23 protein-coding genes are annotated in these 24994 nt (G+C 44.6%); 7 read left to right on the forward strand and 16 right to left on the reverse strand.

Features of this window, described 5'->3' with window-relative positions:
* Positions 1-125: 125 nt before the first annotated feature.
* Complete coding sequence (locus KSZ58_RS13570; RefSeq protein ID WP_009270881.1) at positions 126-2753, reverse strand: heavy metal translocating P-type ATPase; 2628 nt, start codon at positions 2751-2753, stop codon at positions 126-128.
* A gap of 16 nt (positions 2754-2769) precedes the next feature.
* Positions 2770-3033 (reverse strand): metal-sensing transcriptional repressor, encoded by a 264-nt coding sequence (locus tag KSZ58_RS13575; protein ID WP_008816846.1) that lies wholly within the window; start codon positions 3031-3033, stop codon positions 2770-2772.
* A 344-nt stretch (positions 3034-3377) separates the two neighbouring features.
* On the opposite strand from KSZ58_RS13575, the gene KSZ58_RS13580 reads away from it, so the two are divergent.
* Both KSZ58_RS13580 and pepF read left to right on the forward strand, forming a co-directional pair.
* Positions 3378-6197, forward strand: a complete 2820-nt coding sequence (locus tag KSZ58_RS13580) for a glucosaminidase domain-containing protein (protein ID WP_009270882.1) — start codon at positions 3378-3380, stop codon at positions 6195-6197.
* Between the two features lie 79 nt (positions 6198-6276).
* Positions 6277-8046, forward strand: a complete 1770-nt coding sequence (gene pepF, locus KSZ58_RS13585) for an oligoendopeptidase F (protein ID WP_009270883.1) — start codon at positions 6277-6279, stop codon at positions 8044-8046.
* Between the two features lie 191 nt (positions 8047-8237).
* Here pepF and KSZ58_RS13590 read toward each other — a convergent pair whose 3' ends face one another.
* Positions 8238-9209, reverse strand: a complete 972-nt coding sequence (locus KSZ58_RS13590) for a serine hydrolase (protein ID WP_009270884.1) — start codon at positions 9207-9209, stop codon at positions 8238-8240.
* 430 nt (positions 9210-9639) lie between these two features.
* Complete coding sequence (locus KSZ58_RS13595) at positions 9640-11085, reverse strand: leucine-rich repeat domain-containing protein (RefSeq protein WP_021420468.1); 1446 nt, start codon at positions 11083-11085, stop codon at positions 9640-9642.
* A 302-nt stretch (positions 11086-11387) separates the two neighbouring features.
* Between KSZ58_RS13595 and KSZ58_RS13600 the strand changes: the two genes are divergently transcribed.
* Both KSZ58_RS13600 and KSZ58_RS13605 read left to right on the forward strand, forming a co-directional pair.
* Positions 11388-11588 (forward strand): cold-shock protein, encoded by a 201-nt coding sequence (locus KSZ58_RS13600; protein ID WP_002609517.1) that lies wholly within the window; start codon positions 11388-11390, stop codon positions 11586-11588.
* 99 nt (positions 11589-11687) lie between these two features.
* The gene (locus KSZ58_RS13605) at positions 11688-12170 is read left to right on the forward strand and encodes an HD domain-containing protein (protein WP_065531964.1); all 483 of its coding nucleotides are present in this window, start codon (positions 11688-11690) and stop codon (positions 12168-12170) included.
* Positions 12171-12326: 156 nt separating this feature from the next.
* On the opposite strand, the gene KSZ58_RS13610 is transcribed toward KSZ58_RS13605, so the two are convergent.
* The 11 genes from KSZ58_RS13610 to KSZ58_RS13660 form a co-directional block, all read right to left on the reverse strand.
* Positions 12327-13007 carry a hypothetical protein gene (locus tag KSZ58_RS13610; protein WP_224727308.1) on the reverse strand — a complete coding sequence of 227 codons (681 nt, stop codon included), beginning with the start codon at positions 13005-13007 and terminating at the stop codon, positions 12327-12329.
* A gap of 13 nt (positions 13008-13020) precedes the next feature.
* Positions 13021-13635, reverse strand: coding sequence for a class II aldolase/adducin family protein (locus tag KSZ58_RS13615; protein ID WP_009270888.1), 615 nt, complete (start codon positions 13633-13635; stop codon positions 13021-13023).
* Complete coding sequence (gene otnK, locus KSZ58_RS13620) at positions 13628-14878, reverse strand: 3-oxo-tetronate kinase (RefSeq protein ID WP_009270889.1); 1251 nt, start codon at positions 14876-14878, stop codon at positions 13628-13630. Before otnK ends, KSZ58_RS13615 begins: the two co-directional genes overlap by 8 nt.
* Before the next feature lie 101 nt (positions 14879-14979).
* Positions 14980-15822: a class II fructose-bisphosphate aldolase gene (locus KSZ58_RS13625; protein ID WP_009270890.1), complete on the reverse strand. Its 843-nt coding sequence runs from the start codon at positions 15820-15822 to the stop codon at positions 14980-14982.
* An 11-nt stretch (positions 15823-15833) separates the two neighbouring features.
* Positions 15834-16214, reverse strand: coding sequence for a cupin domain-containing protein (locus tag KSZ58_RS13630; protein WP_008816855.1), 381 nt, complete (start codon positions 16212-16214; stop codon positions 15834-15836).
* A gap of 22 nt (positions 16215-16236) precedes the next feature.
* The gene (locus tag KSZ58_RS13635; protein WP_009270891.1) at positions 16237-16878 is read right to left on the reverse strand and encodes an aspartate/glutamate racemase family protein; all 642 of its coding nucleotides are present in this window, start codon (positions 16876-16878) and stop codon (positions 16237-16239) included.
* Between the two features lie 44 nt (positions 16879-16922).
* A complete protein-coding gene (locus KSZ58_RS13640) occupies positions 16923-17753 on the reverse strand; it encodes a PTS system mannose/fructose/sorbose family transporter subunit IID (protein WP_002609500.1) in 831 nt (276 codons plus the stop codon).
* Positions 17750-18559: a PTS sugar transporter subunit IIC gene (locus KSZ58_RS13645; RefSeq protein WP_009270892.1), complete on the reverse strand. Its 810-nt coding sequence runs from the start codon at positions 18557-18559 to the stop codon at positions 17750-17752. Before KSZ58_RS13645 ends, KSZ58_RS13640 begins: the two co-directional genes overlap by 4 nt.
* Positions 18560-18574: 15 nt before the next feature.
* The gene (locus KSZ58_RS13650; RefSeq protein ID WP_008816859.1) at positions 18575-19060 is read right to left on the reverse strand and encodes a PTS sugar transporter subunit IIB; all 486 of its coding nucleotides are present in this window, start codon (positions 19058-19060) and stop codon (positions 18575-18577) included.
* 10 nt (positions 19061-19070) lie between these two features.
* Positions 19071-20198, reverse strand: a complete 1128-nt coding sequence (locus KSZ58_RS13655) for a 4-hydroxybutyrate dehydrogenase (protein ID WP_227761364.1) — start codon at positions 20196-20198, stop codon at positions 19071-19073.
* Positions 20182-20604 (reverse strand): PTS sugar transporter subunit IIA, encoded by a 423-nt coding sequence (locus KSZ58_RS13660; RefSeq protein WP_009270894.1) that lies wholly within the window; start codon positions 20602-20604, stop codon positions 20182-20184. The genes KSZ58_RS13655 and KSZ58_RS13660 overlap by 17 nt, the downstream gene beginning before the upstream one ends.
* A gap of 247 nt (positions 20605-20851) precedes the next feature.
* Between KSZ58_RS13660 and KSZ58_RS13665 the strand changes: the two genes are divergently transcribed.
* Both KSZ58_RS13665 and KSZ58_RS13670 read left to right on the forward strand, forming a co-directional pair.
* Positions 20852-21607, forward strand: coding sequence for a DeoR/GlpR family DNA-binding transcription regulator (locus tag KSZ58_RS13665; RefSeq protein WP_008816862.1), 756 nt, complete (start codon positions 20852-20854; stop codon positions 21605-21607).
* Positions 21608-21620: 13 nt separating this feature from the next.
* On the forward strand, positions 21621-22439 hold the full coding sequence (locus KSZ58_RS13670; protein ID WP_008816863.1) for a sugar phosphate isomerase/epimerase family protein: 819 nt from the start codon (positions 21621-21623) through the stop codon (positions 22437-22439).
* A gap of 352 nt (positions 22440-22791) precedes the next feature.
* Here the strand turns inward: KSZ58_RS13670 and KSZ58_RS13675 are convergent, their stop codons facing one another.
* Complete coding sequence (locus KSZ58_RS13675) at positions 22792-24126, reverse strand: MATE family efflux transporter (protein WP_009270895.1); 1335 nt, start codon at positions 24124-24126, stop codon at positions 22792-22794.
* 63 nt (positions 24127-24189) lie between these two features.
* On the opposite strand from KSZ58_RS13675, the gene KSZ58_RS13680 reads away from it, so the two are divergent.
* Positions 24190-24984: a MerR family transcriptional regulator gene (locus KSZ58_RS13680; protein ID WP_009270896.1), complete on the forward strand. Its 795-nt coding sequence runs from the start codon at positions 24190-24192 to the stop codon at positions 24982-24984.
* Positions 24985-24994: the final 10 nt, after the last annotated feature.

The following is a 24994-nucleotide window of genomic DNA, read 5'->3' on the forward strand; positions in this document are numbered from 1 at the left end:
GCATAAAAATTAAAATTCCTATACAGCGATGTCTTTTTTGATTGCGGCTGAAAGCCTTGACAGCAGATACTGCATTCATGGCAGAGCATATAGTCATTCGTATGATAAAAGCATTTTGTATAAGCTCATGTAAAGTTACGAAGGCGAAGCGCATTGCTGACAACGCTCACTGAGCTGAACGCCATCGCAGCACCTGCGAATACCGGAGACAGCAGCGGTCCGCCAAACAGATGCAGCACACCGGCCGCAATCGGGATACCCAGCGTATTGTAGAAGAATGCCCAGAACAGATTCTGCTTGATATTGCGTATAACTGCCTTAGATAAACGGATTGCCGTCTCCACATCCTGAATATTATCCTTCACCAATACGATGTCAGCACTCTCCACCGCAACATCACTGCCGCTTCCGATGGCAATGCCGACCTCGCTTTGTGTCAGAGCGACTGCATCGTTGATGCCGTCCCCGACCATGGCAACGACTTTCCCCTGTGCCTGCAGCTTTTTGACCTCCTCCCCCTTTTGATCTGGAAGTACCTGTGCTATCACATGTTCGATTCCTGCGGCTTCCGCAATCGCTGCCGCTGTGATTTCATTATCGCCTGTCAGCATGACCACATCGATTTGCTGTTGACGAAGACGTCGTATGACATCTTTCGTCTGCGGCTTCAGCTGATCTGCAATGGCAATAATCCCATATATATGAGAAGACGTGCCGATCCATACGACTGTTTTTCCCTGCTGCAGCCAGGCCAGCTCCTGTGCGGCATATGCATCACAGGAAGCTCCTGCCAGCTCCAGAAAGGTGCGGCTTCCCGCATACCATGTCGTATCATCCCGAATACCGCTGAGACCGCGCCCGTTATGTGTTTCAATATGCGTTAACGCAGAACCGCTGATATTTTCTTCCCTCGCTTTTTCCAGAATAGCCGTTGCCAGCGGGTGACGGCTTCCTGCCTCCAGAGATGCCGCAATGGAAAGAAGCTTTTGCTCATCCTTGGCTGCGATATCGGTTACAACCGGCTTACCGATTGTCAGTGTTCCGGTTTTATCAAACACAATTGTATCAATACTGCTCGCTGTTTCCAGTGCCTCTCCACTCTTCATAAAGATACCGAACTGTGCCGCCTTTCCGGTTCCCACCATGATGGCGGTCGGTGTTGCCAGACCAAGCGCACACGGGCAGGCGATAACCAGCACACTGACAAAGATCGTCAGCGCAAAGGCAAAATCCTGTGTGGAAAGATACCAGAGCAGTACTGCTACAAAGGCAATCGCCATAACCGTTGGCACGAAATACAGGGAAATCTTATCCGCAATACGTGCAATCGGCGCCTTTTTGCCCTGTGCCTCCTCGACCATACGGATGATTTTCGCAAGTGTGGTATCCTCCTCAACCGCATTGCATTCCATCACGATTCTGGCATCCAGTGCAATCGTCCCCTGGATCAATGCATCCCCCTGCTGCTTGGAAACCGGCATACTTTCCCCCGTCAGCATGCTTTCATCCACACTCGCATGTCCTTCCTTTAAGATACCGTCTACCGGAATATGCTCTCCCGGCTTTACCACAAGCAGATCACCGATCGTGATTTCCTCTGCCTGAATTTCCACCTCTTTCCCGTCTCTCAGCAATGTCGCATTGCTTGGACGCAGCTGCAGCAGTGCAGAAATCGCCCCTGTGGATTTCTTCTTCGAAATGCTTTCCAGATGCTTTCCAAACTGCACCAGCGCCACAACGACACCGGCAGATTCAAAATACAGGCTGTGAACGGCATGCAGATTGCCCTGCAGAATGGAAATCAGAGAATACAGGGAATACAGATAGGCGCTCCCTGTACCAACCGCCACCAGCGTATCCATATTGGGCGCCTTGTGGAATAATGCTGTAAACCCTCTGGTAAAGAAATGACGTCCCAGAAGGAGAATCACTGTCGCAAGAAGAAATTGGATGAGCGCAAAATGAAAGGGATGTGTGTCATAATGAATGATATCCGGCAGCGGCAGCCGGATATTGCCCAGCATATGCGACATACCGATATACAAAAGGATAAAGGCCAGAGCCAGGGTGGTATAAATTTTTATGGATGTAGAATCCTTTTTCACAGCTTCTTCCTTTCGCTCCACATGAAGCGTGCCGTGATACCCGGTATTCTGAATAATTGCCAGAATCTCCGACAGCTTGATTTTATGCGGGTCTGCTTCCACTGTTGCCGTATTTGTGACAAGGTTGATGCTGACAGCGGATATTCCTTCCGCTTTATTCAATGCATGCTCCAGCGCTGCGCTGCAGGACGAACAGGTCATTCCATCCACATCGATGCGATATGTCTTCTTCGCTTCCTCCAGCAGCGTGAAGCCGGCCTTTTTCACTGCCGCTGCCCACGCCTCGAAATTCTTTTTCGTAAATGTAATGCGCACGGTATTCATTACCAGATTCACACTCGCCTGCTCAATTTCCTCAAAGCGGTTTAATACCCGCTCTACAGCTGCACTGCAGGCGGCACAATGCATGCCCTCAACACGATAGGTCTGCTGCTTGGCAGCATCGCGCTCCTTCATATGAAAGCCGCCCTTTTCCACAGCCTGCATGGCCGCTTTTTCGTCAAAGCCGTCCGTGAAGCTGACCACCGCTTCTTCCATAACCAGATTTACGGAAGCATCCTCTACCGCCGGCTGACGCTTCAATATTTTTTCTACCGAGGCTGCACATGCTGAGCAGTGCATCCCTTCTATTCTATATGTCTTGTTCATAAGATTTTCCTTCCTTCTATTTCAGCAGTGCCGCAATTACAGCTTCGATTTCGCTGACCTTTTCCTCTGCATCCCTTTCTTCAATAGCAGTCAGTACACAGCTGTGCAAATGTCCGCTCAGAATATGCTGATTTGCTTTTTTCAGCAGAGCCGTCGATGCTGAAATCTGATTTGATATATCGATACAATAGCGTCCTTCTTCCATCATGCGAATGATACCATCCAGCTGACCGCGTGCAGTCTTTATCTTCTGAAGTGCTTTTTTACGTTCATCGTTCATCCTCTCACCTCCCCCAGGGGGTGCCCTGGTACATTCCTATTATAGTAGCTGCCTTTTCTGCTGTCAACTCCTATGCCTTTATGAATTCCTTTGTTGAAGAGGATGGCGGAATACCACCTGCTTATGTCCGCATGCCGCTTTCTGAGCGTAGCAATCAAGCGTTCCTGTATTCCTATTCCAATCACGCATCCTCTTTGAGCAGGCATTTAACAAGGATCCTATCTATGCTATCCTTTCATAAAATATGCATTATGAAATCTTACAATTTCAATATATTTCTATACTTTCACATGTCCTGCACACGATTGTACGATATAATAAAGACATGTGTGGAGGTTATCGACATGATTAAGAAAAAACTGTACATCCTTATGCTGAGCCTTTTGATCACGGCATCCCTTACTCCGGTATCAGCCAGTGAAAAGACGCTGCAGGATGATGGAACATATCACATTGTCAGTGTGGAAAAGGATGGTACCTATACAATCCTTGAGGACTGTGACACCTATGCCAGGGCAAAAGTTCTCTATACACTTCGTAAACGCAGCTATGACAATCTCGCAATCACCTATGGCAGCAGCTTCCTGAGTCTGGAGCAGGGCGTTGTGGAATTTGCGACAGCCAAAGACTGCACGCTGAACATTACCTACACAAATGATGAAAATGGTGAAGAGGGCTATACCAACGGCTGTTATGGCATTGACGCGGCATTTCTGGAATACAATCCCGGAACACAAAAGGTAAAGTTTCGTTTGTCCGGTGTTACCGGATGGGCAGATGCAGCCGATGTCACCATCTATCCGATTGAGCAGGTTCCCAATGTTTCCTCATTTACGGTAAAAAACAACACTCTGCAGCATCAGCTGAAATCCTCACTCGCAACCGCTGCCTATGACAATATCCTGCAGCTGGGAAACGCTCCGCAGCAGCTAAAGGAGGGCGTTACCTACTATAGCTATGATACCCATTATTTCTATGATGATTACGCTATGATGATCGAAGATTACCGAAACAGCAGCTTTTCTCATGCGGTGAATGCCAATGCCCCCTATTATAATTATTATCAGTATCTGAATCATCGATCCACCAGTGCCTATTCACAAAAGGATGTGGACCGGTATCTGAAGGATACGCTGGCTCTGCGTCATACAATAACCGGCTTTTACGATAAGGATAACTATATCCATGATGTTTTAACGCAATCTTTGCTTTTACAGGCGGAAGCTGCATTTTTCCAGTATCAGAATCAATTCGGGGCAAATGCGCTGATGATGCTTTCACTGGCGGAGAATGAAAGTGCTCTGGGAAGAAGCTATCTCGCCTACACCCGCAACAATCTGTTCGGACATGCTGCCTATGATTCCGCTGTTGAGGAAAATGCCTCCCGCTATGCCAGCACCTCAGGCAGCGTATACTCCCATGCCCTGCATTACCTGTCCAATGCGTATATGAATCCCAGCCAGTTTCAGTTTCACGGCGGCTTCTTCGGAAACAAGGCAGGCGGTATGAATGTATCTTACGCATCCGATCCCTACTGGGGAGAAAAAGCAGCCCAGTACTTTTATGAAATGGATCACGCCATGGGGGACAGGGATCACAACCGCTATGCGCTTGGTATCGTGAAAAATACCGGTGTTTCCATATATAAAAACGCTGATAAAAAAAGTGATGCCGTATACAGCATCAAAAAAGGCTATGATGCAGCCCTGATTCTGCTGGAAAAGCTGGAGAACAGGGATGGCGTCTGGTATCGGGTACAAAGCGACCCTTCCCTTGACAAAGAGCAGAAGCAGCAGGAAGGAAGCTACAATTTCAAAAACAGCTATGGCTTCGTGAAGGCAGAAGATGTTTCCACAGTGCTCAACAGCAAGCACATACAGGATAAAGCCTATGTGGATATCACCTTTGATGCGAACGGCGGAACATTTTATCCCAATGATAAGAAAATCACCCTGCAGGTGGAAACCGGAAAGACACCGGTGATCCAGGCACCGGTTAAGGATCATGCCCTCTTTTCTTCCTGGGATATACAGCTAAAGCCCGCAGGGGAACCGTTGACCTACAAGGCAACATACAGGGATGTCAAGCAGATTGTGCTGACACAGATGCCGCTTACCACCTATGATTTAAATGAATCCCTCGATGTCAGTGATGGCAGAATCCGCGTGGATTTTGCGGATGGTACAAGTAAGGAGGTTTCCATGACCACCGATATGGTGGAGGGCTTCTCCAGCAAAAAGACAGGAACCAAAACACTGAAGGTGACCTATGCCGGCTGTACGCTGAATTATGAAATCAGGGTATCCGACGAGCTGACGAAAAAGCAGGAAAACATGCAGCAGCGAGCTGCGGCAGTCATTAAGCTGTACGACGGGAAAACGGATTTAAACGAGGAGGCTCTGCAGGAGCTGGAGCAGCTCCGCAAGGATGTCACTGCATTCCCTCTCACACCGCTCGCAAATGAGCAGATCCGTCTTATCGACCGGATACTGCAGGAGAATCTGAAGCCCCGCTACAGTGTCATCATTAAGGATGACAGCCATGATCTGCAGGTATCCGGCTTATCCATGGCACGGATACAGGAAACCGGTTTCCTCAATACCTTCCTGCCAAAAACGATTGTCCTCAAGGTAAAGGATTCCATAGATGAGGAGCAGCAGGCACTTGCAAAAAAAGTAGCCCGGGCAAACGGAACCACTGTTGAAGAAACCTTCTCTATTGAAGGAACGGATGATTTCTCCTCCCTGAAGCTGAAGCAGGAGGCTGTCTTCTCTATCAAAAAGCCGAAGGACAGCAAAAACAAACGCTATCATATATATTATGTGGATGGGCAGGATGTCTATCAGATTCCCACCGAGCAAAGTAAAAGCCGCATCCGCTTTACAACGGAAAAGCTTGGCAGCTATGTTCTGGTATCCGCAAACCAGCGCAGCATACAGGAAGCAGACGATATTGCAGAGGTGAATACGATCGCCTTGAACGGAAAGAACTATATCCTTCGCTATGTCCTGTTGCCATGTCTGCTGCTGGCACTGCTTGTATGTCTGTTCCTCACACTCTTTGTATACCGCAGACGGCATCCGAATCTGCGTCTGAAAAAGCCGTGGAAGAAGGCAGGAACGGAAAAATCGCAGTACAAAAAAGATGAAGATGATATGCTGTAGGAAAGAAAACGGAAGAAATCACACGCCTCCTTGTGATTTCTTTTTTTTTGACATACAATACTATATGAGGTGATCATACATGAAACGTAACGAAATAGATTCACAGCTGACCTGGGATCTGCGCTTTCTCTTTGAAAATCAGGAGGCCTTTGAAGCTCAGTTTGCACTGGCACAAAAGGAAATCAAATTATTGCAGGCTGCACTCTCATCCCTTGCGGATGACAGAGCCAGCTTCATCAGCTTTATGGAGCATCAGGAAACACTGGAGCGCTATCTGGATAATCTTATCAGCTATGCTAAGATGAGCAGTGATGTCGACCCTGAAAATATGCAGAACCAGGAAAATCTGGCACGCAGCTATACCCTGTATCAGCAGGTGAATCAGGCATTATCCAATCTGCCTTTACTTCTGATTCAAAACAGGGAACAAATTGAGCAATGGCTGCTGGAGGATGACTGTCGGGACTTCCGCTACCCGATGGAAGAGGTATTCCGTACGATTCCACACCGGCTGAATGAAGAACAGGAGGCTTTGCTTGCACAGGCGGGCGAGCTGATCCGCAATCCACAGGAAACCTTTGAAAGCTTCCGTTTGCAGTTCGAGCCTGTTCTGGTGGATGGAAAAGAGGAATTCCTGAATGAAGGAACCTATCAGCAGTTCCTGAAAAACCGTGACCCAAGAGTACGTAAGGAAGCCTTTGAACATTTTTTCACCGCCTATAAAACCTATCAGAATGTGTTTATGAATCTGTTGAGCGGGCATGCCAGGGGACAGATATTCGAAGCCGGTTTACGCAATTTCTCCAATGCTCTGGAAGCCTCCCTGTTTGAAGACGGCGTTGACCGGTCGCTGTTTGACAAGGTGCTTTTCATGGCAAATGAAAAATACATCAATGGCATTCACCGTTACTTTGCGGTTCGCAAGCAGGTCAGCGGACTTGCTGTTCAGCATGTGTACGATATTCAGATACCACTGGTGGATGCGGTGGATATCACCTATTCCATCGATGAAAGCTTCGATATTCTCAAGCATGCCCTTGCACCGCTTGGCGAAGACTATGTGCAACTGCTGGATCAGGCAAGAGAGGAGCGCTGGATCGACTTTCTGCCATGTGCAGGTAAACAGGGTGGAGCATATTCCGGGGGGACCTATGATTCCCGCCCGTATGTACTGACCAATTTCACAAACGATTATCCTTCCCTGAGCACGCTGGCGCATGAGCTGGGACATTCCATGCACTCCTGGTATTCCCGTCACCATAACCGGCCAATGCTTTCTCAGTATACGATTTTTGTTGCCGAAGTGGCATCCACTGTGAATGAGATTCTGTTGAACCGTTATCTGCTGGATCACAGCGATAGTGAGGAAGAGAAAGCATATCTTCTTTCCAATCTGCTGAATCAGCTTGTCGGCACGCTATATCGGCAGCCGATGTACGCAGAATTCGAAAAGCAGCTGTATGCCATGCTGGAAAACAAAGAAGCAGTTTCCTCACAGAAGCTGACCTCCCTGTACATGGAGCTGTCCAGGCAGTATTACGGGGATGCTGTTGAGGTGGATGATCTGCAGCGCTATCATTGTTACTACATACCGCACTTTTATTTCAATTTCTATGTATATAAATATACCTTGGGTATGTCGGTGGCATTGAGCTTTGCGAAGAAGATACTTGCCGGAGATACAACGGAGTATCTGGAGTTTCTCACCAAGGGTGGCAGCGAGTCACCGCTGGATGAGCTGATCCATGCCGGTGTTGACCCGAGAGTGGACAGTATCTACGACGATGCCTTCACCTTTTTCGAAAAAACACTGGATGAATTCAGTGAACTGATGAAGGTAAAACGATAATCCCTTTATAACAGGGCAACTATTGCAGGGAAGCCTTGATGTTCCCCTGCGGCTGTACCGATAGCTTAACAAATATTATCCATGTAGCTGAAAAAGAATGCAGAACCTTTGGATGGTAAGCGTCCGTAAGGATTTTGCATTCTTTTCTTTTACTGTATCGCTGTTCTATTTCTGCTTGCCTCTGCTTTGCTTTACTTTCTAAATATCGGTTCGATCTGCTGTTTAATCAAATCCATGCTGTCTTTTGCTTTAGGATCAAATCTGCACATGAGGGATACAACCAGTTGTTCTCCGGTATTCACATAAATAATGTTTCCTCCATCCCCCATTGCCGCAAATCCGTCTTTCTGCTCATCGATCCACCATAAATAGCCGTATGGCAGATTGCGTTTTTTCCAGCGGCTGTGCTCCTTTGTGCTTTCCTCAATCCAGTGCTTTGATACCAGCTGTTTTCCTTCCCATACACCGCCATTCAAATACAGCTGCCCGATATCTGCCATTTCCTTTGCCGATAACGCCAGTCCCCAGCCTGCGGATTGCAGTCCCTTTGCGTCTGCTGCCCAACCGCTGATGGAGGCTGACTGATTGAATGCCATCTGTTCTTCCTTATCTTTAAATATCAGTTCCTTTTCCACAGAAATTCGCAGCGGGGCAAATAATTTCTCACGTGCAAAAGCAAGCACAGATTGTCCGGTTGTCTTTTGTAAAATACCAGTCAGAATATCCGGTCCAATCAGCGGTGTATAACGGAATTTCCCGCCCCTTCCCTTCAGCTGCTCCAGTGAAAACCGCAGCCAGTCATCACTTGTAAAATATTTTATATAGGGTGGAATTCTATATTTATATGCCGCTGTCATGGTGATGACATCCTCCAGTGTTACTTCACCCTTTGCATACTCTTTCTCCCGGGCTGCATACTCCGGAAAAAAATCCAGAACCCTTTGCGACACATCCACAATGTACCCTTCATCCATTGCGATTCCCAGCAATATGGATACAATACTTTTGGTCACGGAATACACATGCATTCTGCTTTCGGAAGTACATCCCTGAAAGTATGCTTCATACACGGACACACCGTTTTTTAATACATTCATCCCACAAATATTCTTGTAATTCCTGTTGATCAATGCTTCCATTTCTGTTATTTTCATCTGTTCCATGCAATTACCTCCGCAGTTTCTGCCTATATCTTACAGTTTTCCCTCAGGGGAAGGTCAAGGGGGATAATGCAGAAAGCTTCGGCTGCACAAATACAGAGCTCATAGGCTGGTATTTCGTTAGCTTATCAACGAATCTCGCACGTTTTCAAGTGATAAAAGCCTTATGAAGATATCCTTTTTTCAATTGTGCAGATCTCTTTTAGCTTACGCCTCCTTCCCTCTCTACACAAGGCTTTAGTAGAACCATATTCTCTTTTTGCCTTGCTATGCAAAGGAAAAGATGTACAGCGTTTTCCCTCAACTCCGTTTCACAAGACGCAGCAGCTTTTATCTGCTTATGAGCACAGAAAAGCCTGTGGTACACAGCAGTATACACGCAGGCCTTCATTCATAATCAAAAGCAAAGAAATTTACATTTTTTCAGACTGTCTCAATATGAGAATTTCTCGTAGTATTCCATATCCTCAAGAACTGTGATATCCTCGATTGGGTTTTCATCCAGACGAAGCTCATACAGATTCTTCAGTCTGGTCAGCGGTGTCACATCTGTTACATAATTCGCCTTCAATGTCAGGGAGCTCAGATATATACATTCCTCCAGCGGGGATAAATCCATTACGCCATTGTGATCCAGCCGCAGGGAGCTTAAATTGATCAGCTTCTTCAGCGGTGAAAGATCTGTAATGACATTGTTGTATAAATCAATCGTACTCAGATTGGTTAAATCCTTTAATGGCGTCAGATCAGAAATATTGTTGTGGGAAAGCCCCAGACATTCCAAATTGATCATATCCTCAAGAGAATCAATACTGCGAATATCGTTGTTTCCGACATCCAGGGTTGTCATATGCTCACAGCCCTTTAAAACCTCGATATGCTTGATATGATTGTTGAAGACATTCAGCTCTACCAGATCCTTTGCATTCTTCAAAAAGTCGATGTCCTTCAGGAAACAGCAGCTGGCTTTAAAATAGCGAAGCAGCTTCATTTCTTTTAAAATTTCCGTATGCTCCACACGGTTTTCACTGATATCCAGCTTCTCCATCCTGATCAGGCCCTTCAGATTACGCAAATCACAAAGTCCGCTCTGCGTAGCACGAAGATCCTTTAAATTCTTCAGCTTCTTCAGGAATGAGAAATCCTTAATATGATCAAAGGAGATATCAAGGACCTCCAGATTCGGAAATTCCTCCAATATACTTAAATCACGCAGATATTCACAATTTGAAATATTCAGATTGCGCAGGGAATCCTTCATATACTGCAACGGAGATAAATCACAGAACAGATTGGTCGATACATCCAAAACCTCAATGTGCTTCAAATAGGTCAGATCGGCAATGTCATACAGCCACATCTTGTTCATATGAAGCTCCTTCAGCTCATCCAGCATACCGAGAATACTGAGCGGGAACGGTCCGTTTTCAATTCCGACATACAGCTTCTTCAGCTTCTTGACATTTTCCAGATATACCAGATTGTCCACCTTGCTGCGTTCCAGATTCAATTCTTCCAGATTGATCATGCCGGCCAGTGCACTGATATCCATCGTATACAGGTTATTGCGTGAAATGTCCAGCCGCAGCAGCTGCCGGAATTCCCTCAGCGCCTGAATGTCACGCAGCATATTCTTGGACAGATTCAAAACTTCAATCTCCCGCAAATCACGGATCGGTGTCAGATCCTCAATGGCATTTCCGCAAAGGTCCAGATACTTCAGATTAACCGCATATTGCAGTCCTTCCAGAGAGATAATTCCACTGCTTCTGGCAGAGAGTGTCATCAGCTCTTCCAGCTTTTTTTCTGTGATATCCGCTTCCTCGATCTGCAGGGTTCTGGCGATTGCAGCTCGCAGCATTTCATCCTGTATGATCATAAACATTCCTCCGTTTCTTTTCTTGTATGCCTATATTATACCCCAAAAGATTAAAATCTGAAACAGCTTACACAAAAAAACATGAATCATGAAAAAAGAGAAAAACAAATCCTTCCAATTCACGAAATAATGATTGACTTTCGGTTTTGAAAGTGATATTGTTTAAGAGTAATAAAAAGCAATAATTATGATTTCACAAGTCTGGAATTGTATTTATGTGTTTCAATGTACGAATATCCAGTTTTGTGATTTTTTTATACATTGGAGGGCTTCTTATTGACACACGTATAGGAGGTACTAAAATGAGTACAGGTAAAGTAAAATGGTTTAATGCAGAAAAAGGTTATGGATTCATCACTTCTGATGAAGGTAAGGACATCTTCGTTCATTACTCAAGCATCCAGAGCGACGGATTCCGTACACTGGAAGAAGGACAGGCTGTAAACTTCGACGTTGTTGAAAGCGATCGTGGACAGCAGGCTGCTAACGTAACTGTAGCGTAAGCAAAACCGTTCTTGGATCATGACCTCGTGCATGATCCTTTTTTTTGACTGTGCATATCCTGTACGGAAATGATACAATAGAAGAAAGGATGTGATGTCATGGATCGCTTAGAACTTATCCGTGAACAAACGGATGCCGTCATTCAAAAGCTTGTCAAGGAAGAGGAACGCAAATTTGCATATATCCACACGTACGGTGTTGCACAGGCTGCAGCCATGCTGGCCACTTTGCGAAAGCTGGATGTGGAGCTGTGCTGTATTGCCGCCATGCTGCATGATATAGCACTTTACGCCCAGAATTGTCCGCATCTGGGTCATGCACAGCGCAGTGCGGAATATGCGAAGCTGCTGCTGGGGAAGATGGAGGTATTCAGTGAAGAGGAAATCCGGATACTGACCCATGTTATATCGGTGCATTCCGATAAAATGAACCGGCATGACGGACCGATTTCAGAGCTGCTGAAGGATGCGGATGTTTTGCAGCATTATCTGTATAACCCGAAAATTGAGTTATCGGAAAAAGACAAGGTACGGCTGTTTTATCTGCTGGAGGATTTGAATTGTGCACAGGTAGAAAAATAGCTGTCTATATCTGCAAGCAGATTACGCGTAAAAAGGAGTATTCACAGGGGATGTCCCTTGCATACTCCTTTTCCTTTTCTAATTTTCCCTAATTGTTCCGTTTTTAAGCTACAATTCTGTATTCAGGACAGCTGCGGCTTTCCTCATACTGCTGCTCTATAAGCTCACCTCTTTTTTTTCATTCTTTCGTCGGTAACAGATAGAGCATTTCTGCATGAGAGGAAAGGAGACAGCCATGGTATTCCCCAAAACAAGCATACTGATCCAGGTACCTTCGCGCAGCATTGTAAAATCCAGGGAAAACACAGCAACAAGCAGCAGACTGCAGGTGATGAAGACAGCATCTGCACCGCAGCGCAGAAAATTGAAGGGCTTTTTATATTTTTTTGAAATCACGACAATCAACTGTTCAAACGGCTGTTTCACAAGATCAGCAGCCATGGTAAGCGCAACACCAAAGGACACAAGGATCATCCCCACTGCCAGAAACACCCATTGCATAGGATACGATACAGGGCGAATATCCGCAAGAAACGCTATATCATAGCAGGTGAGATTGATGATAATTCCCTGAATCCAGCACACCGGTAGCTGTAAAACCTGAAGCTTATCAAAGTCCTTCCGCTGTATCAGCAGCTGCAATAAAACACATAGCAGATAAAAGCACATAAGAAGTGTGCCGCTTTTCATACCACTGATAAGTGAAATACATTGCAGAAAGGCTGTCAATGCAGTTTGTCCAAGACCGGATTTCATCATGAATGAAAGTCCCAGAGCTACCCCTGTAACACCAAGCAGCATTTCTATGAATTGCTCTAATTTCCAAGCGTTAGCCATATATGCCCGTAAGCTAATGAGGTATGAAATCGATATCCTCATCCGGACAGCTTTTCAGCATCGCATATACATGGGCACTGCTTTCCATTTCTTCAATAAGATCAAACGCATGATACACATCTTCTGCTCCTGCCACGATTCCGTGATGTTTCAACAGCAATATCTTCGGTTTTGTCTTCGTTTTATCCTTGAAATGACAAAACAGTGCATCACTTCCCGGCGGCGCATACGCAACACATGGGATATTTCCTTTTGTTTGCATAAACAGATAAGGAGTATATGCAAACAGGTTCCTGACATGAGACTCCGCATCTGCATAACAGGACAGTACGGTAGCATAAAAGCTGTGTGTGTGAATCACCGCCTTATACGCCTCGCTTTCTTGATACAATGCCAAATGCATGGGATATTCCTTGCTTGGCTTTCCATACAGAATAGTCCCCTGCATATCCACCTGTGCGAAGTCTTCCTGCCGCAATCTTCCAAAACAGCTTCCGCTCCTTGAAATATACATACGATGTTCATGGAGAAAGCTGATATTTCCTGTCGAGCCTCCAACAAGTCCTTTTTGAAACAAGGTATGCGCACTCCAGATAGCGGCATCCAGCTTTTCCTGTAATTCACTCATGTGTGTTCCCTCCTATTGCCTTGATGAAGAAATCCTCTGCACCGAAATTACCGGATTTCAGAATAAGAGTAAGACGCTCATTCTTCAATGGAATCAGTTCAGGAACACCGGGATCAACACTTTTTCCGATATAAAATCCATCAAAGCCCAGCTGCTGCATGACAGCTCCGGAGGTTTCTCCGCCCGCAACTACGATACGTTCATATCCGCACGCCAAAGCAGCGCTGCTAATCTCCCCCATGATCTGTTCTATACATTTCGATGCTTGATAGAAGGCTTCATCCTTTTTTAGCTTTCGCATATCCCGTTCCACCGCATCACTGTAAATCAGCACCGGCTGTGTCTGTTGGTTTGCATATGTCAGAATATCCTGTGCGGTAAGCTCTTTATTCATCACACGGTTTGCATTTACAGGATAACAGCAGCCTTGATGCTTTCGAAAATACTCAATTTGACATCTGGTCGCAGCCGAGCAGCTTCCACATAGCAGAATCGTCCGCCCGTGCTTCCGTATCTGATTTTTTTCCGAATGCAAAAAAGCATCGTTCTGTAAGACATGGGCAAGCAGCCCGGAGCCGCCGGTAAGAACAGGCAGATCCTTAAACGCTTCCGCTATCCGTTTTCCATCCTGCTCTGTTTCATAATCCGGTACGATATAAAACTTCTCATATTCGCATTTTAACGCATGGATCGTTTGTTTCCATTCTCCCTCACAAAGCTCCTTCTGCCGCATAATAAAGCAGGGGTATTTGCTTTGTGGCTTCATCAGATTGGGGATATAGGAATCCCACATTGGATTCAGGGGATGATTTTTCAACGGACTATCACTTAATTTTTCACCATTGACGTACAAATTTCCATCCTTTACTATGCGATGATTCACTGGTAAGGAGGGGCATAGAATTGTAAAGGGCTGTGCCAGATATTCCAACAAGAAATCAGCTACGACTCCGATATTCCCCTGAGGAGTGGAATCAAAGGTTGAGCAGTATTTAAAATATATTCGTTCACATCCGTTTTCCTTGAGGAAATCAACAGCCTTTTTTGCTTCCGCAACAGCCTCATGGGGAGAAACGCTCCTTGTTTTCAAAGCGATAACAGCCGCATCACACACCTGCAGCTCGTTTGGAACTGCGTTGTACATTATGGTTTCAGCACCGCTTTTTTCTAAAAAGCTGGCCGCATCCCCCGCACCTGTAAAATCGTCTGCGATAACACCGATTTTTATATTTTTCATTTCCATATATAGCTCCTTTTTCGGTAAGAGGATAAGTTCCCGTTTACAGGAAACAGTTCCCGGTTCAGGAACAACTTCCATACTGCGGGAACTGCTGTACGCTTCCTTTACCCCCAGGCCTTTCCAGCCTGATCAAACAATTCAACGTAATGAGCCAGACGATCCTTATACCCTTTTTTGAAGGCAGGTATCAGCTTCCATTTATCAAAATTCGGATCCTTGATGAAGTCTTCCAGCTCCTCTTTTCCTGCAACGATCAGCTCAGTAGCCAGATTAACCTTCTGAATTCCTGATCGAACTGCTTTTCTGAGATTCTCATCCCCCGTTCCACTTCCGCCATGCAGGACAAGCGGTGTTTCTCCACATGCTTCAACGAGCTGCTTTAATCGCTCGAAGTCAATATGTGGTGTTCCCGTGTAGCGTCCATGTGCGGTTCCTATGGCAACTGCCAGACAATCCACACCGGTTTCCTTGATAAAATCTGCCGCTTCTTTTGGAACGGTAAGATTATTGACACCGTCTACAGCATAATTGTTTCCCATACCGACATGCCCCAGCTCGGCCTCTACACTGATTCCCAGCGGTTTGCACATTTTTACGACTTCCTTCGTCTGTTCCACATTTTCTTCATAGGATAGGCTGGAACGATCAACCATGATAGATGTAAACCCGGAATTGATACCGAGCATGATATCCTCATAGGATTTTCCATGATCCAGATTGATTGCGACAGGTACTGACACCTTTTCCGCAAGGTCTCGTATCATATGTATAAACCAGGGAAGATCCGTGTGAATAAACGCATTGACATCTACAATCATGGGCGCATGGTATTCCTCAGCCACCTCCAGTACAGCCCTTACCGTATCCTCACTTTGTACATTGGGGGCAGTAACACCATAGCCTCCTTTCTTTGCATGATCGAGTATTTCTTTCATTGTAACTAACATAATAAGCACCCTTACCTTTCGTTATCCTCTGGCCTGCAGTTATCACCCTGGCCATATATAAAGACGATTTCTACGCATCCACCTTCATCATAGTGGAAAGCATGCCACTCATTTTCCGGAATATGCAGAATCATCCCCTCCTCTAATGCAATGGTTCTTTGCAAATGATGCGCATCACTCCCCCAGGATACATACCCGTTCACCGACTTTGTGATGATCACGGTTTCCTCTGCATGTGCATGCGGCTCCATGATGCCATACTCTTTTTTGTATAACGCATATCCCACTGTCATTTTATCGCTGTCAAAGCAGCTGTTTTTACCAACTGCGCGTATCAGTCCACGTCCGCAAAGTGCATCCACGGTGATGCTATTTTTATTTATATACTCCATACAGACTCCTCGCTTTCCCTACTCATATCTCCTGCAGCTGCTTAAGACCCAATGGCAGACTCGTTACTATTTTCTCTCTGCCCTGCGTGATATACTGTATCGCATTCGCCATACTTGCCTGCGCCAGTACGATCACATCATATGTATTCCAGTGCTCCTGTATCACTTCTGCGATTTTTTGATCATGCCGTTCTCTGTCAATTTCATATAGTTCAAACACATCGGGTATCAGGATACAGGTGACACTTTGCTCCTGTGACTTCCGCTTGCTTCTAATCAAATCGGATGTCGGCTCCAGCGTACTTTTCACCGTTCCCAGAACGAGGATGTTATTTCCTGACTCCACCGCTTGATCTGCCATTGGCTCATCGATTTTATATAGCGGTATATCCAGAAGCTCTCTGGCGATATCCGCTGCTTTGCCAAGCGAAGAACAAGCCAGTAAAAACGCATCGCTGCCATTGTTTTTCGCAATACATGTATATTGAATAAATCGCTCTATTACGGATGCACTCATTCTCCCGCTGCACTTTATATCGTTTAGTAAAGAATCATCCAACACGTTTACAATATCAAATTCATCCGGATAAAGCTCCCGTATCATTGCAGGTATCGTTGTGGTTGTCGCAAGGGTGGTGTGCAGAATCGTCAATTTCTTTCGCATATAGGTTTCCTCCTTTTATCGTCATGAATATTTCATTTTGAAGTCTAAACGATATGCACCGCTGCCATTAGCAGGGAAAGAACAAAGATTCCAACCATAATCCAGTTGATGTTTACATTTTTATCAAGCAGCTTTTTACAGCCGAATGTCAGCAGGAGCGGAACAAGTCCTAAAAACAAGGTATCCAAGGAGGACTGTAATGCGACCGCTTCTCCGCCAGGAATTGGAATGGAAATCGCTGTTGTAAATTTTACAGTAGATGCTGTCATTGCACCAACCATAATCAGACCAAGTATACCGGCGCATTTTGTCAATATCTTTAAGGTACCATTCTGATACATATTTGTGATAAAGCTGGAACCACTGATAAAGCCGACATATCCCAAAGAGAAGCGCAATGCCATCGTACAGCCGTTATAAATCAGAAAGAAGAGAATCGGTCCAAGGATAGAACCCTGCAAAGCAAAGCTGATACCAATACCTGCCGCAATGACACGTACGACACTGAACAGCAGGGAATCTCCGATTCCTGCCAGCGGCCCCATAAGCGCTGCTTTGATTGCGACGATGGAGCTTGTATCAAAGTCATCTACTTCACTGTTTTCTTTTTCCATGGAAGCAACCAGTCCAGCCAGGAACGGATAGATAGCATTGGATACGTTACAAAATTGAACATGACGGTAAAGTGCTTCTTTTTTCTTTTCCGGCTGATCTTTATAATAACGGTTCAGTGCCGGCATAATCTGCCACAAAAATCCGATCGCCATCTGTCTGGCCTGTCCGCCTACCCTTGAACAATGTGCATTCAGTGAACGCCAGCAAATGGAATTGATCATTTTCTTATCTTCTCTTGATAAATTATTTGTCAGTTTCATTGTAAGAAATCCTCCAGTTCCTCATTTGAATCATTTTTGTCAGCACATGCGATTGGGTGCTGTTTCATTCTATTGATTTCAAAATCACGCATGGCTGTCGCTACCACGATAACGATACCGATGACTGCAATCGCGATGATTGGCAGTTTCATATAGATAAACATAACGAAGCCGAGCAGATAATAAATACCGATTTCCTTTGTCCAGATCATTTTCATCAGCAAAGCCAGACCGACTGCCGGAAGCAGCTGTCCGCAAACGGTAAGGCCGGTCATGACAACATCCGGGATGGAATCCACAAATGCTTCAACTGCATTGTAGCCGACATATACACCGAAGAATACGATAGCAGCAAAGAACAGATTTTTAGCCAGCCAGACGCCAAAGTTCAAGTAGATGAGAAGTCCTCTTTCATTTCCCTCGAGTGCCCATTTATCCATTAAGGTTGTGAATACAGTCAGGAAAATATTATTTACAAACATCGTTACAAATCCCATCAGAATTCCGATAGGTACAGCAATTGTCAAGGCTGCCTCCGGATCCAGTGTGGCGTTGGTTGCGAAGGCTACCGCAAATACGGTTGCCGCAGAATGATCTGCTGATATCTGTCCACCGATATTGACAGACCCCATAAATACAGCCTCCAGTGTTGCCCCGATAATCAGCCCCTGTTGCAAATCCCCAAGCAAGAGTCCTGTAACCGCCCCGATAAAGATTGGTCTGTCTGACATGCTTTGACCAAACATCCAGTTTCCGGCATAACAGATGAAATATGACAATGCAGATAATAAAGCGACGTTTAACATATTCAATTCCCTCCTTTAATTGTTTTCCAGCAGCTTTTTCACACTGATTTTAGGATTTGTCGGTATAACCCAGTGAATGGTTTCCATATCAAGCTTGGCGATTTCTTTCAATGCTTCCAATTCCTTTGGTGTACAGCCGACATCCGCATTCAGCTGCTTCTTTTCCGATGCTGCTTCAAAGCGTCCGACATTCGCTACATTTATCGATTCCACCTTGCAATTGGTAGCGATTTTCAAAGCATCCTGAATACTATTGGTTAAGACAAACATCTTAACAGTCTCAGATTTGGGATTATTAAACACCTTGATGGCATCATCAACACTGCGAATTAAAACCTTCACGCCATTTGGAGTTGCCATTTTCAATGTCATCTGCTGTACCTCATTTTTTGCCGCCTGATCATTTGCCACTACCAGATGATTGGTAGCGAAATACTTTGACCATACGACTGCTATCTGCCCATGAATCAAACGATCATCTACTCGAATTTGAATTATCATACGTTCCTCCTTAGATGCAGCTTTTATAAATCGCTGCTAAATCATTGCTGTTTAATACGCAGGGTGAATTGACAAGCAGCCGCTGTTGCTTTTCATACACGCTGACTGCCCATGTGTCACAAATCCCCTCATCGATCCCCAATGCTTTGAAATCCGGACATGGATAGATTTCAGATAACAACTTTTGTAGTCCTGAAACAGAAGAAATATCTGCTGGCAGATCCTTCAAAGCATTTTCAAGCTTGTATAGTGGTATATTCTTTTTTTGATAGTATTGCAGAGTCTGTGCAAATACGGCATAGACTGCTTCTCCATGGGCAAGCTGACAGTTCGCACCCAAAGGAAAGGACAGTGCATGCATGGTGGCACATCCCGCTATACTGAAAGCGACTCCCGCCATATTGGCACAGATCAGACTTTTCTGCATATCCTGAGGGAGCTTCTTTGTTTTTCGTGTCTCCTGCAGATTTTCCACAATACCTGAAATCGCGCTTCTAGCATACATATCTGTATAGGGGTTTGCCTTGGGTGAAAGCAAAGCCTCAATCGCATGTGCCAATGCATCGATGGATGTGAGTGCAAATGTCTTATACGGCAGCGAGGTCAGCAGTTCTCCAATCAGAATCGCTTTATCCGGGAACAGTGCATCCATCTGCAGTCCAAGCTTACTGTGCAGGGAAGGAAATTCCACAACGGAAACATTGGTTACCTCACTTCCGGTTCCACAGGTTGTCGGCAAAGCAATCAGCTCCCGCGTTTTGCGTACTTCTCTTTTATCGCTGTACAATTCCTGTACGGATCGGTCATCACCGAATACACAAAGCTTTGAAACATCAATCACAGTACCACCGCCGATTGCGATTATTCGCTCGTATGGATACGCATTTGCTACTTTTAATATGTCATCCACCCATTCCTCTTTAGGCTCCTTCGTACCGTACGCATCCATATTCAGAAGAACAGCCTTTCCCAATGCATTTGTCTCTTTGATTTTTTTCATCTGGGAATTACTCGTGATTACCAAATCAGTTTCCTGCAGCTTTAAGTTCTTCAAACAGATGTTCAGATCAGCTTCCTGATAGATTTCCCCTTTCATACGAAATAGCAGATGCAGCTTTGTCTCATGCGAAGAATTCATCCTCATCACCTTCCTTTGTCTCGCATGAGGACATCTTCACAAGCTGCAACTGACATTCCTTCAGCATGCTTTCCATCCGTTCAGCAGTTAAACTATCATCGGTCATAGCCGCTGATAAAACAATCGGCAGATTCATACCGGTAACAATCGGAATATCCTTTCCGCTTTCCATTACCATTGCACTAACCTGCTGATTCACACTTCCTCCATAGATATCCGTGAATATGATCGCTTTCCCCACTTCTGCAGAATCCACAAACCTCTGGAGCTGTTGCAGATAATCACTGGAAGTGTCTACATAAGCATCTACCGCAGCAATCATTTCTGATTGTCCCAGGAAAAACTCCAAGGTATCCTTTAATCCGGAAGCTAATCTGCCATGCGACGTTAATAAAATCCTTTTCATTTCATCACCTCTCGTCCACTTTATACATCTATATAACCACAACTTAACAACAATTTCAACATATTTTTAGTATTTTATTGTTATTTTTGTTATTTTTTATTTTCATATTTTGGATAAATTGGTATTATGAAGAATGAATTTGGTTATTTTATAGGTAAATTGTTGTTATTTTCATATCGGTTTGATATAATATACTCAGCAAATGCATAAATTTATATCATTTATAAGCTGGAGGGAAGGATTGCATATGATAAACAGCCAAAGAAAAAAAGAGATTATAGAGTATTTAAGTGATACAGATTACCGAACATTAAAGGATATAGCTGATAAATTTGCTATATCGATGAATACTGCACGAAGAGATATCAATGAATTAGCAGAGGAAAACCTGGTTAAGAAATTTTATGGCGGCGTCAGCCTGGCTAGGAAAAAGGACAGCACCTTTCAAAGCAGAATCGCCTCACATATCGAGGAAAAGCAAAGAATTGCGAAATACGCTGCAGCACTGGTGAATGATAATGACCTGCTGTACATTGATTCAGGATCCACCACTTCCTTGTTGACAGATTATCTGCACAGGGATTTTCATTTAACAATCGTTACAAACAACATCTATGTTATTACAAAGGTGATCGAGGTCGTGAACTGGGACTTGATTGTTGTAGGATCAAGATTGAAGCATTCTTCCTGTTCCCTCATAAACGTGTATGACTGGGATTATCTGAATTCTTTAAATGTAAATAAAGCTTTTCTAGCCACAACCGGATTAACCATACAGGGTGGTGCTACAAATCCGGATAATGCGGAAACAATTATTAAAACAAGCATGATGAAAAGAAGTCAGGAGAATTTTCTACTGACCGATTCATCCAAATTTGATCGAACTTCCTTAAGAACCTTCGCCAATATCGAGGACTTCGATAAAATTATCACATCCGGATCTGTACCAAAGCATTTTGTAGAATACTGCGCAGCTGGCAGCACACAGCTCATCATTGCATAAGGAGGAGCACCGTATGAACATAGGCTGCTGTATTGCCACAAAGGACATACCCCTGGCAAAGGAATTCGGATACGATTATGTTGAATTATCCGCAAAAGAAATTATGAAAATGGATACGGAGCTATGGAAACTAAAACGTAAGGAAATTTTGCATCCGGGTATTCCGGTATTGGGCCTCAGTGCTTTTGCAGATGAGCAGACGCCCTTGATTGGCCCATCCGCACAGGAGGAGGTCTGGAGTGCTTATTTGGATATATTATTGGAAAGAGCCTCACAGCTTCATATAAAAAACATCGGTATCGGCGCTCCAAAAGCCAGAATGATACCATCGGAGTATGATTATGGGCTTGCAACACGGGAAATGGAATATTTTCTATATACGGCGGCTAGGAAAGCAAGCTCCTATGATATCACGATATTGTATGAAGCGCTGCATCCGAAAGAATGTAATTTTGGTAATCATACGCAGGAGTGCTATCAAACTGTACAGCATATCCATTCACCAAATCTGAAGCTGGTATATGATGTATATCATGCGATAAACGCCGGTGAACAGTATGCAGACAGCCGCATGTGCTTTGATGAGATAAGACATGTTCATATCAATTCTTGGGATCAAGGACTGCAACGATATTTCTTATTTGAAAAGGATTTACCCTATGTAAAAGATCTCTGTGTATTTCTGCAATCCGTGGGATATGATAACACGATTTCCGTGGAAGCCTTTGATGCGGATTTCCCAGAAACAGGGGCTGCCTCGGTATCTATTATAAGGGAGGCGTTATACGAGGCAGAAATCAAACATCCATTATCCCGTACACCTTCTCTTTGATAGAGCTCACCTTTTTCTAGGTTCCTAAATTTTTTTCATTCTCTGATGAAATATGAATACCGTATGCATCAATTTCTACGAAGAGTCAAGCACAGCAAGAAATGTATACTTATAAGATGGTAAAGCGATCAGAGGATGTTGTGTCTGTGCAGTGCTGTAAAACGAAGAAAGAAAAAGAATGATTTACATAGCAATACAGATATCTATGAAAAAAAGGGTATTCCGCTCTATTGTCAATCGGCTGGAATACCTTTTTTTGCTCATAACTGGTAGGAAGCTGTTTTTTTTAGAATATTGCAGGGTTAACTGCGAATAGCCTGTGCAAAGACTCTTTCTGACTTTCAAATCCTTCCTATATCTGTTGCAGTGCCTGTTCCCCATGTATCTGTGCCTTTTTCTGGCTGCGCAGCATACACCATATACTGACCACCAGTGTACTGCTTTCACATACAAGCGTTGCATACCAGATTCCTTCACCCTGAAACAGCTCTCCCATAATCCATATAGATGCCGCAATCAGCACAAAGCCGCGCAGCAGCGATATGGCAAAGGAATAGCCGCTTTTCTCCACAGCCGCAAAATAACCGCTGCATACGATATTATAGCCGATTACCAGATAGCACAGAGAATAAATGCGAAAGGCATGAACAGTATAGGTGAACAGCTCGGCTCGTGATGCATCAATGAAAATCGAAACAAGAGCCGGTGTCATAAACAGACAGATTGCCAGCGCCAGCATTGACATCGCAAACGTGGAGTACAGGGCATAGCGCAGGAATAAACGGCAGGTGTTTTCCTCCCGGCGCCCTCGGTAAAAGCTGACCAGTGGCTGCATCCCCTGTGATATTCCCGTAAAGGTCATCATGACAATATTGTAGATATACGTGATAACAGTATAGGTCACCACTCCGTTATCTCCGATATGCTTTAAAATTGCATGATTGAACAGAAAAATAATCGTACCGGCAGACAGCTCGGTGATAAAATCCGCAGTCCCGATGGGAATAATACGCTTGTAAACCGATAAGTCCATCGTTGTTTTACACCAGTGAATCGTCCCTCTTTTCCCAAGAAAATGAATGGTAAACACGGTAAATGTCAAAACCTGGGACAGACCGGTCGCAATCGCTGCTCCCCGAATCCCCATCCCCACATGCACGACCAGCACATAGTCCATGACGATATTCGTCACCGCACCAACCGATACAGCCGCAGTTGCCAGCTTTGGGAATCCATCCGTTTTGACAAGCACCTCCATGGAATAGGATACGATAAAGAAAAACGTAAACCAGATCAGCACGCCAAGATAATCATGGACATAGGGCAATGTTACTTCACTGGCTCCCAGAAACAGGGCAAGTTCATTTTGAAATACCAGCGCCAGCAAAGTGATGATCAAGGCACAGACGGTCAGAAAAATCGTGTTCCTCGTGAATGTTTCATTTGCGCTTTTCATATTGTTTTCTCCACGGAAGATGGCTACAACTGTACTCGTTCCAACAGAGAAGAGAATGGAAAATGCAAAGATGAAATTGACATATGGCATGGAGATATTCACTGCGGAAAGTGCATGCTCGCCAACAAAACGAGCTACGTAAATACCGTCCACCATCGTATACAGATTGAAGACCAGCATGGATACCACGCTGGGAATTACAAATTTAAAAAACTGCTTTTTATGATTCATATTATAACCTCACTTGCATAGATATCATAAACCCTGGTATAATACCAGAGTCAAGAGGTAAATATGAAAACATACTATAAAATCAATGAAATTTCAAAATTATACAACATCGGACAGGATTCCCTGCGTTATTATGAAGAGCTTGGTATTCTTCATCCCATGCGGGACAAAAACAACTACCGCCAGTATACCACCAGTGATATTCATCGTCTGAATGTGATTCGCGATCTTCGTAATCTGGGGTTTTCCATGAAAAGTATTCAGGACTATCTGGAGAACCGAACCATCGCCAACAGTCTTTCCTTCATGGAGGAAGAAGAGCGCATCATCAATCAGAAGATTCAGGAGCTTTATCAGCTAAAGGTTGATATTCTGCATCGCAAGGCGTCACTAAAAGCGTGTCAGCAGCTGCCGATGGAGGCGATAGAGCTGATGCGCCTGCCTCAGCGCAAATGTGTAGCCTTAAAAACGGATGCTGTTCATGATGATGTGGAATATCAGCTGATGAAGCTATCAAAGGAATACGAAAAAAACATTTATACGATTGCAAATTTTAATACCGGCTTCTTTCTGGATGTATCTGATCGTGAACATATTCACGCTTCCTCTGTTTTCATTGCGGGGGAATCCCTGCAGGACTGGGAATTCACACTGCCTGCCGGAACCTATTTGAATCTTTATTATCAGGGTGCACGCGATAAAGCGCATGAGCATTTAAAAAGGATGCTGAAATACTGTGATGAAAACGGATATGCCATTGGACGCCATATTATGGAATTCTTCGTTATCGATACGCATGAGACCCGTGTGCAGGAGGAATATATCACGCAGCTGCAAATCGAATTGGAAAATATATAGATTATTGGTA

It is taken from the genome of Erysipelatoclostridium sp. DFI.2.3 (assembly GCF_019132535.1).
Taxonomy (GTDB): domain Bacteria; phylum Bacillota_I; class Bacilli_A; order Erysipelotrichales; family Erysipelotrichaceae; genus Clostridium_AQ; species Clostridium_AQ innocuum.

What these genes read in the sequence shown, in the direction of transcription:
- KSZ58_RS13625 (WP_009270890.1), bottom strand. Translation starts at nt 15,822, where the DNA reads ATGTTAGTTACAATGAAAGAAATACTCGATCATGCAAAGAAAGGAGGC.
- KSZ58_RS13640 (WP_002609500.1), bottom strand. Translation starts at nt 17,753, where the DNA reads ATGAAACTGACAAATAATTTATCAAGAGAAGATAAGAAAATGATCAAT.
- KSZ58_RS13665 (WP_008816862.1), top strand. Translation starts at nt 20,852, where the DNA reads ATGATAAACAGCCAAAGAAAAAAAGAGATTATAGAGTATTTAAGTGAT.
- KSZ58_RS13595 (WP_021420468.1), bottom strand. Translation starts at nt 11,085, where the DNA reads ATGATCATACAGGATGAAATGCTGCGAGCTGCAATCGCCAGAACCCTG.
- KSZ58_RS13590 (WP_009270884.1), bottom strand. Translation starts at nt 9,209, where the DNA reads ATGGAACAGATGAAAATAACAGAAATGGAAGCATTGATCAACAGGAAT.
- KSZ58_RS13635 (WP_009270891.1), bottom strand. Translation starts at nt 16,878, where the DNA reads ATGCGAAAGAAATTGACGATTCTGCACACCACCCTTGCGACAACCACA.
- KSZ58_RS13650 (WP_008816859.1), bottom strand. Translation starts at nt 19,060, where the DNA reads ATGATAATTCAAATTCGAGTAGATGATCGTTTGATTCATGGGCAGATA.
- KSZ58_RS13660 (WP_009270894.1), bottom strand. Translation starts at nt 20,604, where the DNA reads ATGAAAAGGATTTTATTAACGTCGCATGGCAGATTAGCTTCCGGATTA.
- KSZ58_RS13580 (WP_009270882.1), top strand. Translation starts at nt 3,378, where the DNA reads ATGATTAAGAAAAAACTGTACATCCTTATGCTGAGCCTTTTGATCACG.
- KSZ58_RS13575 (WP_008816846.1), bottom strand. Translation starts at nt 3,033, where the DNA reads ATGAACGATGAACGTAAAAAAGCACTTCAGAAGATAAAGACTGCACGC.
- KSZ58_RS13615 (WP_009270888.1), bottom strand. Translation starts at nt 13,635, where the DNA reads ATGAGTGAATTACAGGAAAAGCTGGATGCCGCTATCTGGAGTGCGCAT.
- KSZ58_RS13600 (WP_002609517.1), top strand. Translation starts at nt 11,388, where the DNA reads ATGAGTACAGGTAAAGTAAAATGGTTTAATGCAGAAAAAGGTTATGGA.
- KSZ58_RS13605 (WP_065531964.1), top strand. Translation starts at nt 11,688, where the DNA reads ATGGATCGCTTAGAACTTATCCGTGAACAAACGGATGCCGTCATTCAA.
- KSZ58_RS13680 (WP_009270896.1), top strand. Translation starts at nt 24,190, where the DNA reads ATGAAAACATACTATAAAATCAATGAAATTTCAAAATTATACAACATC.
- pepF (WP_009270883.1), top strand. Translation starts at nt 6,277, where the DNA reads ATGAAACGTAACGAAATAGATTCACAGCTGACCTGGGATCTGCGCTTT.
- KSZ58_RS13610 (WP_224727308.1), bottom strand. Translation starts at nt 13,007, where the DNA reads ATGGCTAACGCTTGGAAATTAGAGCAATTCATAGAAATGCTGCTTGGT.
- KSZ58_RS13630 (WP_008816855.1), bottom strand. Translation starts at nt 16,214, where the DNA reads ATGGAGTATATAAATAAAAATAGCATCACCGTGGATGCACTTTGCGGA.
- KSZ58_RS13655 (WP_227761364.1), bottom strand. Translation starts at nt 20,198, where the DNA reads ATGAATTCTTCGCATGAGACAAAGCTGCATCTGCTATTTCGTATGAAA.
- KSZ58_RS13645 (WP_009270892.1), bottom strand. Translation starts at nt 18,559, where the DNA reads ATGTTAAACGTCGCTTTATTATCTGCATTGTCATATTTCATCTGTTAT.
- KSZ58_RS13570 (WP_009270881.1), bottom strand. Translation starts at nt 2,753, where the DNA reads ATGAACAAGACATATAGAATAGAAGGGATGCACTGCTCAGCATGTGCA.
- otnK (WP_009270889.1), bottom strand. Translation starts at nt 14,878, where the DNA reads ATGGAAATGAAAAATATAAAAATCGGTGTTATCGCAGACGATTTTACA.
- KSZ58_RS13675 (WP_009270895.1), bottom strand. Translation starts at nt 24,126, where the DNA reads ATGAATCATAAAAAGCAGTTTTTTAAATTTGTAATTCCCAGCGTGGTA.
- KSZ58_RS13670 (WP_008816863.1), top strand. Translation starts at nt 21,621, where the DNA reads ATGAACATAGGCTGCTGTATTGCCACAAAGGACATACCCCTGGCAAAG.